The 12,822-nt window shown below is 57.4% G+C and carries 13 protein-coding genes and 1 pseudogene; 11 read left to right on the top strand and 3 right to left on the bottom strand.

Features of this window, described 5'->3' with window-relative positions:
* Positions 1-244: 244 nt before the first annotated feature.
* The gene (locus ACL9RI_RS15405) at positions 245-1,825 is read left to right on the top strand and encodes an isocitrate lyase (RefSeq protein ID WP_422727393.1); all 1,581 of its coding nucleotides are present in this window, start codon (positions 245-247) and stop codon (positions 1,823-1,825) included.
* 59 nt (positions 1,826-1,884) lie between these two features.
* Here the strand turns inward: ACL9RI_RS15405 and ACL9RI_RS15400 are convergent, their stop codons facing one another.
* Positions 1,885-2,295 carry a nuclear transport factor 2 family protein gene (locus ACL9RI_RS15400; RefSeq protein WP_422727392.1) on the bottom strand — a complete coding sequence of 137 codons (411 nt, stop codon included), beginning with the start codon at positions 2,293-2,295 and terminating at the stop codon, positions 1,885-1,887.
* A gap of 112 nt (positions 2,296-2,407) precedes the next feature.
* On the opposite strand from ACL9RI_RS15400, the gene ACL9RI_RS15395 reads away from it, so the two are divergent.
* Both ACL9RI_RS15395 and ACL9RI_RS15390 read left to right on the top strand, forming a co-directional pair.
* Complete coding sequence (locus tag ACL9RI_RS15395; RefSeq protein ID WP_422727391.1) at positions 2,408-3,028, top strand: TetR/AcrR family transcriptional regulator; 621 nt, start codon at positions 2,408-2,410, stop codon at positions 3,026-3,028.
* Positions 3,029-3,218: 190 nt separating this feature from the next.
* A complete protein-coding gene (locus ACL9RI_RS15390) occupies positions 3,219-3,827 on the top strand; it encodes a LysE family translocator (protein WP_422727390.1) in 609 nt (202 codons plus the stop codon).
* 74 nt (positions 3,828-3,901) lie between these two features.
* Here the strand turns inward: ACL9RI_RS15390 and ACL9RI_RS15385 are convergent, their stop codons facing one another.
* Entirely contained in the window at positions 3,902-4,525 is a 624-nt protein-coding gene (locus ACL9RI_RS15385; protein ID WP_422727389.1) for a TetR/AcrR family transcriptional regulator, read from the bottom strand.
* Positions 4,526-4,648: 123 nt separating this feature from the next.
* On the opposite strand from ACL9RI_RS15385, the gene ACL9RI_RS15380 reads away from it, so the two are divergent.
* Positions 4,649-5,347, top strand: a complete 699-nt coding sequence (locus ACL9RI_RS15380; RefSeq protein WP_422727388.1) for an SDR family NAD(P)-dependent oxidoreductase — start codon at positions 4,649-4,651, stop codon at positions 5,345-5,347.
* Positions 5,348-5,391: 44 nt separating this feature from the next.
* Here ACL9RI_RS15380 and ACL9RI_RS15375 read toward each other — a convergent pair whose 3' ends face one another.
* Positions 5,392-6,567 carry a lactonase family protein gene (locus ACL9RI_RS15375; RefSeq protein WP_422727387.1) on the bottom strand — a complete coding sequence of 392 codons (1,176 nt, stop codon included), beginning with the start codon at positions 6,565-6,567 and terminating at the stop codon, positions 5,392-5,394.
* A gap of 249 nt (positions 6,568-6,816) precedes the next feature.
* On the opposite strand from ACL9RI_RS15375, the gene udk reads away from it, so the two are divergent.
* The 7 genes and pseudogenes from udk to ACL9RI_RS15340 all read left to right on the top strand — a co-directional run.
* Positions 6,817-7,458, top strand: a complete 642-nt coding sequence (udk, locus tag ACL9RI_RS15370; protein ID WP_422727386.1) for a uridine kinase — start codon at positions 6,817-6,819, stop codon at positions 7,456-7,458.
* A gap of 428 nt (positions 7,459-7,886) precedes the next feature.
* Positions 7,887-8,690, top strand: coding sequence for a hypothetical protein (locus ACL9RI_RS15365; RefSeq protein WP_422727385.1), 804 nt, complete (start codon positions 7,887-7,889; stop codon positions 8,688-8,690).
* 229 nt (positions 8,691-8,919) lie between these two features.
* Complete coding sequence (locus ACL9RI_RS15360) at positions 8,920-9,657, top strand: LemA family protein (RefSeq protein ID WP_422727384.1); 738 nt, start codon at positions 8,920-8,922, stop codon at positions 9,655-9,657.
* Positions 9,654-11,390, top strand: a complete 1,737-nt coding sequence (locus tag ACL9RI_RS15355; protein ID WP_422727383.1) for an MAG1210 family protein — start codon at positions 9,654-9,656, stop codon at positions 11,388-11,390. Before ACL9RI_RS15360 ends, ACL9RI_RS15355 begins: the two co-directional genes overlap by 4 nt.
* A 189-nt stretch (positions 11,391-11,579) precedes the next feature.
* The gene (locus ACL9RI_RS15350) at positions 11,580-11,861 is read left to right on the top strand and encodes a type II toxin-antitoxin system HigB family toxin (RefSeq protein ID WP_422727382.1); all 282 of its coding nucleotides are present in this window, start codon (positions 11,580-11,582) and stop codon (positions 11,859-11,861) included.
* Positions 11,849-12,274: a helix-turn-helix domain-containing protein gene (locus ACL9RI_RS15345; RefSeq protein ID WP_422727381.1), complete on the top strand. Its 426-nt coding sequence runs from the start codon at positions 11,849-11,851 to the stop codon at positions 12,272-12,274. Before ACL9RI_RS15350 ends, ACL9RI_RS15345 begins: the two co-directional genes overlap by 13 nt.
* Before the next feature lie 360 nt (positions 12,275-12,634).
* Positions 12,635-12,748, top strand: a pseudogene (locus ACL9RI_RS15340) (IS481 family transposase); the annotation flags it as partial.
* Positions 12,749-12,822 lie beyond the last annotated feature (74 nt).

Raw genomic sequence — 12,822 nt, 5'->3', positions numbered from 1 at the left:
GCGAAAACAACAGCAGTCATCGGCCACAAACACGCTCTCACTTTTTGAAAATACATCCCATATCATGAAATTTTTATGGCAAGTCATTGAAAAACAAGGATTTAAATTAAGTTATATGTCTTATATAAGACTTGATGATCGTGAGCGAAAAGCCTACTATTAATTCATGCAGGCGGCGACAAACAGACGTGGCGGCAGACTCGACGATTTTCTCAAACTTAGTTTTTTTCTTCAGGAGATAGACATGTCCCAATATCAAGACGACATCAAGGCAGTTGCCGGTTTGAAAGAGCAACAAGGCAGCGCATGGAACGCCATCAATCCCGAGTCGGCCGCCCGCATGCGCGCCCAGAACCGTTTCAAGACGGGCCTGGACATCGCCAGATATACGGCCAAGATCATGCGCACCGACATGGCCGCCTACGATGCAGACCCATCGCAATACACGCAGTCGCTGGGCTGCTGGCACGGTTTTATCGGCCAGCAAAAGATGATCTCGATCAAGAAACACTTCAACAGCACCGACCGCCGCTACCTCTACCTGTCCGGCTGGATGGTGGCCGCGCTGCGCTCCGAATTCGGCCCGCTGCCCGACCAATCGATGCATGAGAAAACGGCCGTCACCAGCCTGATCCGCGAGCTGTACACTTTCTTGCGCCAGGCCGATGCGCGCGAACTGGGCGGGCTGTTCCGCCAGCTCGATGCCGCCGAGGGCAGCGCCAAGCAAGCCATCCAGGCCAAGATCGATGGCCACGTCACGCACGTGGTGCCCATCATCGCCGACATCGACGCCGGTTTCGGCAACGCCGAAGCGACCTATCTGCTGGCCAAGCAGTTTATCGAAGCGGGCGCCTGCTGCATCCAGATCGAAAACCAGGTGTCCGACGAGAAACAATGCGGCCATCAGGACGGTAAAGTCACGGTACCGCACGAAGATTTCCTGGCCAAGATCCGCGCCATCCGCTACGCCTTCCTGGAACTGGGCGTGGATGACGGCATCATCGTGGCCCGCACCGATTCGCTGGGCGCCGGCCTGACCAAGCAGATCGCCGTGACCAATACGCCAGGCGACCTGGGCGACCAATACAATAGCTTCCTCGATTGCGAAGAAGTGTCGGCGGACGCCCTGGGCAATGGCGACGTGATCATCAAGCGCGACGGAAAGCTGCTGCGCCCGAAGCGCCTGCCCAGCAACCTGTTCCAGTTCCGCGCCGGCACCGGCGAGGCACGTTGCGTATTGGATTGCATCACCTCGCTGCAAAACGGCGCCGACCTGCTGTGGATCGAAACGGAAAAACCGCATATCGCGCAAATCGGCGGCATGGTCAGCGAGATCCGCAAGGTGATCCCGAACGCCAAGCTGGTGTATAACAACAGCCCCTCGTTCAACTGGACCCTGAACTTCCGCCAGCAAGTCTACGATGCGATGAAAGCGGAGGGTAAGGACGTGTCCGCCTATGAGCGGTCCCAGCTGATGAGCGTGGAATACGACCAGAGCGAACTGGCGGCCACGGCCGATGAAAAGATCCGCACCTTCCAGGCCGACTCGGCCCGCGAAGCCGGCATCTTCCACCACCTGATCACCTTGCCGACCTACCACACGGCCGCCTTGTCGACCGACAACCTGGCCCGGGAATACTTCGGCGAGCAGGGCATGCTGGGCTACGTGGCCGGCGTGCAGCGCAAGGAAATCCGCCAGGGCATCGCCTGCGTCAAGCACCAGAACATGTCGGGCTCGGACATCGGCGATGACCACAAGGATTATTTCAGTGGTGAAGCCGCGTTGAAAGCGGCCGGCAAGGACAACACCATGAACCAGTTCTGATGTTGTCGTCTTGAGGTCAATAAGCTCGCTGCGGCGAGCTTATTTTTTGGAGTGAAGAGTTAGGGCTGCAAAGCTTGCGCCACGGCATAGCTGTCTTCCAGCATATGGCAACGCACGATCAAGCCACCACGCACGGTCAGATCAAAAGCAAACGCCGTCTCCATCAGCTTGCCGGTACTGCGCGCGCGCGAAGCCAGCTGACCCAGCACCACGCCGCGTTCGCCTTCGGCCAGGATGGCGTGCACCTCGAAGCGCTCCGAAATGAGCTGCTCGCGTATCTGCTGGTAAAACTCGGCCACGCCGGCCCGCCCCACCTTGCGGCCTATCCACGGCACGGTCGCCAGGTCGCCGGCGATATGCCAATCGATCTCGGCACTGAACAGCGTCGCGATCTGTTCCGGGCTGGCGCCAGAGCCTACAGTGGCAAATAAATGCTCGATCGTCTCGCGCGTGCTGCGGTGATTGTCCATGCTTGCTCCATTTATGTAGTCAATATTAAACAATTATCCAAGCCTGCCGCCACGCGTGTCAATGATTTCTGTATGATGCGTTACAAAAATCAAGTAATGGAGAACAGACACGATGACCACCCGAGGCCGCCCGCGCGCGTTTGACCGTGAACAAGCGTTGCAAACGGCATTGATCATATTTTGGGAAAAAGGCTACGACCTGACCCAGGTAGCCGACCTGACGGCGGCCATGGGCATCAAACCGCCCAGCTTTTACGCCGCCTTCGGTTCCAAGCAAGCCGCCTTCAATGAAGCCATCGATCTGTACCTGCGCACAGCGGGCAGCAAGATCATCCACGTGCTCGAACACACGCCGCAAGTCAAAGACGCCATCCGCGCCATGCTCAGTGAGAGCATCCATACCGCCCTGGATGCCCCCGCCGGCGGCTGCCTGCTGGTCCTGGGACTGATCCACCGCACGCCCGACAACGCCCAGCTGTGCCAGCGGCTGGAAAACATCCGCCGAAGCAACGTCGACAGCATCCGCAGCCGTTTGCAGCGTGGTGTGCAGGAGGGCCAGCTGGACGCTACCCATGTAGAGGGTGTGACGCAGTTGATTTCCACCGTGCTGCAAGGCTTGTCTCTACGGGCGCGCGATGGGGCGACGCGGGGGGAGCTGGAACTGGCGGTGCAGGCCGCGATGAGGGCGTTCGAGGCAGTAGCTGGCGGAAAAAAGCGGGCATCATTGCCCTAGACGCAAGCTGGCCTGAGCATGGCGGTCCTGACGCAAGCTCCCTGAAATCTCCATCTCCAACAAGCAAGGTTGAGCTGTGCTACTCTTTGCCTCCCTGCCCGGCCCACTCAGCGTCAGCATGCTGGCGTGTCGCCGGCCATGACATTATTTCTTGTGGAGCTATAGCGTGCCTGATGCAAGCGCCTTACTGATGTTTGGACTCGTCGCGCTGGGCATGGCCTTGACGCCCGGCCCCAATATGATCTACCTGATTTCCCGCTCCATCAGCCAGGGGCGGCGCGCAGGCTTCATTTCTCTCGGCGGCGTAGCGCTGGGCTTCCTGTTCTACATGCTGTGCGCCGCATTCGGCATCACCGCCTTTGTCTTTGCCGTGCCCTACGCCTATGACGCACTGCGCTTTGGCGGCGCCGCCTATCTGCTGTACCTGGCCTGGCAAACCCTCAAGCCGGGTGGACGCTCTGCGTTTGCCGTGCGCGACTTGCCGGTCGATGGCCCGCGGAAACTCTTTCTCATGGGGTTTATTACCAACCTCGCCAACCCCAAGATCGCCGTCATGTATTTGTCGCTGCTGCCGCAATTTATTACACCAGGTCACGGCAGCATACTGACACAATCGATAGCGCTGGGCTGCGTTCAAATTCTCATCAGCGTGACAGTCAATGCCGTGATTGCCGTGATGGCTGGATCGATTGCCGGATTCTTGGCAAGGCGCCCCGGATGGGTGTTGCTGCAGCGCTGGATGATGGGTGGCGTGCTGACAGGCCTGGCCGTGAAGATGGCCTGGGAAGGCAAAAAGTAGATTGCCTGTTCATAGACCAAGGGCATTGCCTCATGCTCCATTGATACCCTTGCCCTTGTAGCAGCTTTCCAGCATCAGGCAATTGACGCCGCCAGCGCATCGACAGTCTCAAGAAACAATTGCTCAAGCGAGCGCTGGTTATCCGGCAATTCCCACCTTTCCACTGCCACGCGCAGCGCGCCCATGGCGGTCATCGCCACCAGCCGTAGCGCCAGCCTGCGCTCGGGTTCGGGCCATCTTTCATACAGTACCTCGAACAAGGTCTTTTCCTGCTCGGCGAACGCGGAAAACCGCGTCGCTTGCAAGGTCTCGTTGCTGCACATGACCCTGGCAATTGCTTTCAACTGCGCCGTTTCATAACCCGCCATGCGCCGTGACAAGGCGTGGCGTACCACCTGCAGCGGCGAATCGTCGGCAGACGCCAGCCGCACTTCAGCCAGCAAATCTTCCCAGCCGCTGCGTTGCCAGGTCAGCAGGATTTCATCCTTGCTTTTGAAATAGGCAAAGAAGCTGCGACGCGAGATTTCTGCCGCTGCGGCAATCTCGTCCAGGGTGGTCGCGTCATAACCCCGTTCAAGAAACAGGCGGATGCCCTCCTCGGTAATTCGGCGATGCGTGGCGCGGCGCTTGCTTTCACGTACGCCACCAGGCACACCATCGGCACGCGCTACGCGGTCTTGCATTTCAAAAGTCGACATATGATAAACTGCACTCAGTGCAGAAATTTTCAAGTGAATTGAACAGGTATGCCGGATGGCCCGGCAAGTCTAACGCCTCCTGTGCTGCGGCGACAGGAGCATGTCCATTTTAGGAGATAAGCAATGCAAGTAGCACTGGTCACCGGTGGAAATTCCGGTATGGGATATGAAGTGGTGCGGCAACTGGCCCAGGACGGAATGACGGTGTATCTGGCCAGCCGCGACCGGGACAAAGGCATCACTGCCGCAAGCGAACTATCCGGCGCGGGCGATGTGCGCCCGGTCCGCCTTGACCTGGCCGATGAAGCCAGCATGCGCGCCGCCATCGCCCGGATCGAAGAAGAACAAGACCGCCTCGACCTGCTCGTCAATAACGCGGGTGTCGCCCTGGCGGGCAACAGCCCGGACATCATCGCCACCGTGTTTCAGGCAAACCTGCATGGCCCCGTGCTGCTGACGCAGCTATGCGTGCCGCTGCTGCGCAAATCAAAGGCAGGACGCGTGGTCAATGTCTCGAGCGGCGCGGGCCGCTTCTCGTTCCTGGCCAGCGATTATCTGAAGATGAACCCGGAGCAACTGTATTACGCCTATCCCATTTCCAAGACGGCCCTCAATGGCGCCACCGTCATGCTGGCAAAATCGCTGGAACAGGACGGCATCCGGGTCAACGCCTGCTGCCCGGGCCGGGTCGCCACCAAACTCAGCGGCATGCAAGGCAAGACTCCGGCCGAAGGCGCCGCCATCATCGTATCCGTCGCCAATATGAGCGCGCATGGACCGACTGGCGGCTTCTACGATGAAACGGGCAAGATCGACTGGTAAGCGTATCTGGGCGAGGGGCGCCCTGCCCCTCGCGTGCCAGCTAATCAGACGCCAGCCAAACCCTGCAAGCTGATGCCCGACTTGCTGTGCACCACCTGCTCACTGCTGCGCTTGAGCGAACCATCGCTGCCGATGGCGTAGACGACGATCTTGTCGTTGCCGGCGAAATCCTGGTACAGGAACTTGCCATCCGGGCTGACCCAGGCGTCGGCCGCGAAGCTCGATGCGCCCGCAGTCAGTGCCGGTTCAACAGCCGCGGCGGCGTTGACCAGGGTCAAATGGCCTGTCGCATCGAGCGAGAACTGGGACACGGCGCCGCTGCCATTGCTCACATACACAAAACGGTTGTCTGGCGTGATGACGATCCAGCACGGCGCCTTCTGGCCCGTGACGGTGATCGGGGCGCCCAGCGAGCTAAAGCTGCCGCCGGACGTAAAATTGTAGGCGCTGGCCGTGGTGCCGGCTGCGTCCGCCGTCAGGTACACGCTCGCTTGCGCGCCATGGCCGAACACACCGCCAAATGGCCCCACGCCCACTGTCGCCGAATTGACCGGCTTGCCCAGGGTGCCATCGCTGTTGATCGCAAACGCCAGCAAGGTGTTGCCCGGCGTGACGGGTGTCAATGAACTGAGGAAACCATTGACCACAACATATTTATGGTCAGGGCTGATCGACACTTCGGTCGGCAGCGCATCCTGCTGCAGCACCGCGTACGAGCCCAGCTGCGTCAGCTTGCCATCGGCGCCCACGCGGTAAGCGCCCAGCTCGTTTACGCCCTGCTGATGCGTCACGTACAACACACCGTTATTGAAAGCCAGCGAGGTCGGCCGGATACCGCCCGTGGTCGACACGCCCAGCAAGGTCACGCCGCCAGTCGGCGCGATCGTGAAGACGCTGACCGTATTGTCACCCGCATTGGCCACGAACAACTGCTTGCCATCATCGGACACCACCACGCTGTGATTGCTGGTCAGCGCATCGGGCGCGACCGTATTGCCCATGAAATAATTCACGCCATTGGTCCCCTTGCCGCCCGTCGCGACTGGCGCCATTGCGGTCAGCGTGCCATCCGTGTTGCGCAGATATTGCACCACCATATTGCTGCTGTCATTGGTCTGGGCAAACAATTGCGAAACCGGTGCAGGCTGGCTGCCGCTCCCGCCACCGCAAGCCGCCAGCAAGGTCGCTACCGCACTGGCGATGAAAATATTCTTGATCATTTGTTTCTCCACAAAGTTTTATCTGGCGCAGCCGGGATTGGCTACGCTGTTGTGCCATCGGCCAGGGGCTTGGCGTTGGGGCTTCGGACGATAGTTCGCTGGGTGGAGAGATTTGGTTACAGCCGGGAGAAATTTGTTGTAACTTCCTGGGTCTGGCGCAGATGGCAGGCGATGGAGGCGTGAGCATATCTTTCCCCCAGATGCAGACCTGTCCCTGTCAGTTCGGTCGCGGTTCCGGTATCATTCGGCATGAACAATATTTCCTTCCAACCTTTTATCATTGGTGTCGCTGGCGGTAGCGGCAGTGGCAAATCCACCGTTTCCCAGCAAGTACTGGCGTCCTTTGGCGCGGACATGGTCTCGGTCGTGATGCAGGACGACTATTACTGCGACCAAACCCATCTCAGCCCTGAAGTGCGCAGCCAGCAGAATTACGACCATCCGCAGGCTTTCGAGTGGCCCTTGCTGGTGCAACACGTGCAGGCCTTGCGCAATGGCATAGCGATCGAGATGCCTGAGTACGACTTCACGCTGCACAACCGCTCCAGCAGGACCATTTCCGTCAAACCCGCCCCGGTGATCGTGATCGAAGGCCTGTTTGCCCTGTATGACGAAGACTTGCGCGACATGATGTCGCTGAAGATCTTTGTCGACACCGCCTCCGACGTGCGTTTCATCCGCCGCATGCAACGGGATATCACCGAACGCGGCCGTTCAGTAGAAAGCGTCATCGAGCAATATCTGGAAACAGTACGCCCGATGCACAAGCAATTTATCGAACCCACCAAGCGCAACGCCGACATCATCTTGCCGCATGGCGCCAATGGACCGGCGGTCGATATGATCACGACCAAGGTGGCGAGCGTGATTGGTGGCTTGAAGCCCGCGTGAGTTGATTGTGGGGAATGAGGCGTGCGTCCGAGATTCGGACACGGGCTGACGCCCCTGCTATCGCCTGTTTAATAAAGAACTCCGGATGCCAGCGCCAGCGCACTGGCATTCGAGCACCAGCGAGAATGAGCGCTTGAGCAACTCGGCACGGCGATCCTTCCTGTAGCGCCCGCCTATCCTTCCTGAGCAGTCACTGAATCCAGCCCCGATGGGGCCTGGTGGCGCCTGCAGCGCGCCACGCCAAAATCCTCCCCCCGAACTCTTGCATGACCGAGCGCCTTGGACCTCCCGCACATGGAGCTCCCCAGGGCCCCGCATCGGCTCCAGCATCAATTTGCCTCGTCGACAGATTGATTTCCTTCAGGAAATATAATATTATAAATTGCAATAAGTTTTTTACAATATTTACTGCTTTTAAGGGCGAATGCATGGGAAATAACAATACTGTCACGGCACTGAGCGACACGGAAAACAGGAACTCCGAACAGATATCCGTTGCACAAATTCAAGATATCGACGAACTCGTCGTCCATGCATCGCCTGACATCGGCAATGCACGGGTGACATCAGTGGCCCAAAAGGTGCTCAACTATGATCCTGAAGCCTTCATTTGGCAGGACTCGCCGTCTTTGGCCATCATGTTGTCAAACGTTTTCAAATGGCTGGTGATTTTCCTTATTTGGCTCGCGGTACTTTCTCACTTCTCCAATGCAATGAAGCAGGCGATTGCAGCCGAACAGGCGCAGCTAGTTTTGGAAGCGGAAAAGATCGCCAAAGCGCAGGCAGCGCCGGTCAAGAAAAAGAAGGCAAAACATACTGAAGATGCAAGCCAGGCAAAGACCGCGGCGCCATCCCAGAAAAACAGCGAACGCACCAACGCCGAGGCAATGTACTTCCTGGTCCTTGCTGGCGGCGTGCTGGTATTTTTGATTCAAGCTTTACGGTTTATCGGACGCGCCTGGCGCATCAAAAATATCAAATACAGCATGACGTCGCAGCGGCTCAAGATAGAGTCAGGTATTTTTAGCAAGGCATCGAATACTTACGAACTGCACAGCCTGAATGGAGGACACGTTTATACGCCGTTTTTCCTGCGCTTGTTTGGCCGCTCGAACCTGTATGTGTCTGGCCTGTGGCTGTCGGGGATCAAGAATGCTGAAACGGTACGGGACTTGATTCGAAATGCTGGTCAAATTGAAGCGAGCCGGTTTGAAAAGGCGCGCTTCCGGTAATACAGCGACGAGGAACAGTTCTGCCATCGATGGCGGCGATCGATCCGGCGCAATCAGCATGGGGTCGGCTTCACCGCACTTGATTGGATGCCATCCTGCAAGATATGATGATAAAAAGTAATTTCAATCGATCTACACAACACACCAACATTTCGCTCAATCACTCCAAAAGAGCGGCGAAATATTTTGCAACCGGGCGAGAGACGCTCAAGACCAAGGATTTTCACGCATGGCAAACGATTTAGACGAAGTAACTGGCCCGATCAATGAACAGGGCCGCGACATCAACGTCATCAGCAAGCAGATTCCCGTTCAAATCGGCATCGGCTCGCTCATCTTCGAAATCGCCCTGTGGGTGGTCCTGCCGCTGATCGGCGCCCTGGCGCTGCTGACCGGCGTCTTGCCGCAAACGTACAGCCTGGCACTGCTGGTGCTGGGCGCCCTGCCTGGCCTGATCTTCCTGTTCATGAAGATTTCCGCCCTGGCGTATCTGCGCAAGCTGCAGCAGAAAATCCAGGCCGATGCGTCGCAGATCGACAATTACCTGGAGCAGCGCGTCGTCGTCCTCAGCAACGTGGTTGGCCTGGTCGCGAAAGCGATCGATCTCGACAAGGACGTCATGAAGTCGGTCGCGGCGTATCGGAGCGGACACAAGGCCGATGCCGAACGCAACCAGGCTTCGCAGCAAATCGACGGGATTTTTTCCCGTATCAATCTGGCCGTTGAGTCTTACCCGGACCTGAAAGCGCACGCCGTCATCGCCGACGCCATGCGCCAGAACAGTTATCTGCAAAAAGAAGTGACGGCGGCGCGCACGCTATACAACGATACCGTCGGCATGTGGAACCAGGACATCTTTGCCTGGCCGACCAAGCAGATCGTTGCGGCGCGTGCAGGCTATACCACGCGCATTCCTTTCACTGCCTCCGCCGAAACCAAGGCTGCCGCCCGGAGCGTCTTCTTTTGATCGACGACGTCCATGAACCATTGCAGCAGTATTCCACGCACTTCAAGCATGCGCACGTCACCAATACGTCGGACTTTTTCGAGGACCTTGTACGCCGTTCCGGCGTAGACGAGAACGCCAACATCAAGACGGTGCAGGAACTGCGCGCGCTGGAGCGGCAGGCCGAGGGCGCCGGTTCCAGCTACCTGTGGTGGCGCATCCTGCGCGGCGCAGCCATCGCCGCTGCGCTGCTGGCGGCGCTGTATATCTTCGCCTATTACGCACGGCCGTGGCTGCTGCTGCCAGCGCTTGCGCTTGCCCCTGCGATTTATGTGCTGAACCGGGTCATCAACGATTCCAACGCGAAATTAAAGCGGCTGCAGCAAGCCTGCGAAGAGAAGCGTGCTGTGGCGTGGAACCAGATGGTGCCGCTGAACCGCCTGTTCGACTGGGATATCATCGCCAGGCTGATGCAGCAAACGGTGCCCCGCATCGCATTCGATGCGTATTTCAGTAACGGCCGCATGGAAGAGCTGCGCAACAGTTTTGGCTGGTCCGGCCATCTCGGCGAGAACCACTCCATCGTGTTCTCGCACAGCGGTGTACTGAACGGCAACCCCTTCATTCTTGCGCGCACCTTGTCGCACTGGATGGGTAGCAAAACCTACCATGGCTCGCTCAGTATCAGCTGGACGGAACAGTACCGCAATGCGCAAGGCAAATCGGAAACCCGGACCCGCTACGAGACGCTACGGGCATCGATCGAGCGTCCCATGCCGGCGTACGAAAACCGCACGTTTATCGTCTACGGCAACGAAGCGGCGCCGGATCTCGTGTTCAGCCGCCACCCTTCCAAACTGTCCAGCCTGGAAGACGGCTTTTTCGACAAATGGCGCAAGAACCGCGCCATCAGGAAGCTGGAAGCAAAGTCGCGCGACGTTGGCGAGGGGAATAATTTTACCGTGATGTCCAACCGTGAATTCGACGCCTTGTTCGATGCCACGGACCGCAACCATGAAGTGCAGTTCCGGCTATTGTTCACGCCGCTGGCGCAGCAGGAAATGTTGAAGCTGCTCAAGGATAGTCAAATCGGCTTTGGCGACACCTTTACTTTCGAGAAAACGCATATGATCAACGTCCTGGAATCGGCACATATGCGCCCTACCGATATCAGCGGCGCGCCGGAAAAATTCTATGCCTACGAACTCGCCCAGGCACGCGCGTTTTTCAACAGCTATCACAATGAATTCTTCAAGTCCTTCTACTTTGGCATCGCCCCGCTGCTGGCCATCCCCCTGTACCAGCAGCATCGGCCGCACTCGGACATCTACAAGGACACGTATTCGCACCAACCCTGCTTCTGGGAGCATGAAGCGATTGCCAATTACCACGGCGAGGCGGTGTTCAAGCATCCCGAATGCGTCACCCGCAGCATCCTGAAGACCGCCATGCAAAGCGCGACCGATGGCGCGCAGAAAGTGCACGTGACGGCCAGCGGCTTTCGCAGCGTCAGCCGCACCGACTACGTCTCCGTGCGCGGCGGCGATGGCCGCTCGCACCGGGTGCCCGTGCAGTGGGACGAGTATTTCGAGGTCGAGAATAGAGCCAGCATGCTGGTCAAGGAAACGGCCAGCGCCCCAGGCCACGCTGCTGAAGAGAATGTTGCAGTACCGGCGGCGTTTTCACAGCTGGGGCTGGATGGGGGGAGGACTGTGCTGCGCAGGTCGATTTTTTCGACGGTTTTGGGTGGGTAGGCAAGTTTGGTATTTTTGTGGATTGCGGTGGTGGGGGTTGGTTGCTGCTGCATGAAATTGCAAGAAAGCTCGTGGAGACACGGGCTTTTTTGTTTGTGACATCAAACTGGCAGTTGCACAAGGCTTTACTTGCACTTAATCTCATTTTGAGATAATCTTCTCGAAAAGGGTGACCACCTGAAAACCGGTATGCGAGTTATCTCTAACAAAGCACTTACTGATTTTGCCGAACGCTATCCTGCTGCGGATGAGCCTATGCAAGCCTGGCGCAAGATCGTCGAGTCTCGTCATTTTGTCAGTTTTGCCGCGTTAAAGAACACCTTCAAGGCAACTGATCGTGTCGCCAATTATTATGTATTTGACATAGGCGGAAACAAGTATCGCATCATCGCTGCAATACACTTCAATCGACAGCTCCTCTACATTCGAAACGTGTACACCCACAAGGAATATGACGCATGGAAGCCCTGACTGATCGCAAAGTGGTCGAACAAATCACGACGCATTACCAAGCCTTATCGACACTGGTGCCTCTGCATCCACTGAACGATGAGGCAGATTATGAGCGCGCAGTCGGTATCTTGAACGGCCTGCTCGATGCCGGTGCAGCCGATGAAAATCACCCCTTGGCCACGCTCGTTGACACGCTCGGTATGTTGATCAGTAAATATGACGATCAGCACTATCCCGCCCCACCAGTCTCGCCTGCGGCAGTGATACGCTCACTGATGGAACAGCATCAATTGACTCAAAGAGACTTGGCCGAGATCGGTAGCCAGGGCGTCGTATCCGAAGTCTTGAGCGGGAAGCGGGAACTCAATATTCGTCAGGTGAAGGCATTGGCTAAGCGGTTTGATTTGCCTGTGGGGGTGTTTGTGGGGTGATGGGGGGGGGCTGTGGTTTGGTATTTGGGCGTGGGGTGCTTGATGTAGTGGCTTGGGTGAGAATCTGGTTGGAGCTACGAACGAGCGCCTGCGTTGCGCGGGGCTGGCGGACGGTGCTGGCTGTGTTTGAGCGGCAGGACTGACACTGCGCTCGCTGGCTCATGCGTGCTTGGATACGCGACGCGGAGATTTAACGGGGCTTTGGCGAGCAATAGCTCGCCAAAGCGATACTGGATTGCACTTGCAAGCGCAATCCTCCCCCGACTTGTCCAGCCAGGGAGGCGCAAAACACATGCCCTAGATATGCTATCTATTGTCTAGGCCGTGTCTGAATGGCAGGACTGGCCCTGACTCCTCACTCCACAACGAGCCATCGATGCAAAAACACCCATCCAGGCGCTTAAAGAATGGCAGCAGAAGAAGCCGGTGCTATTCGTGAAGCATGTTTATGATCAAGTGGGATCAGAAAATTAATTTCCCTATGAAACTATTCATTTTTATTAATTTTTGAAATCCGTAGTAAAAAATATGCCGTATCTTTATCGGTG

Source organism: Janthinobacterium sp. Mn2066, from assembly GCF_049319705.1.
GTDB lineage: Bacteria > Pseudomonadota > Gammaproteobacteria > Burkholderiales > Burkholderiaceae_D > Janthinobacterium.
This window is presented reverse-complemented; position numbering and strand designations above follow the sequence as displayed.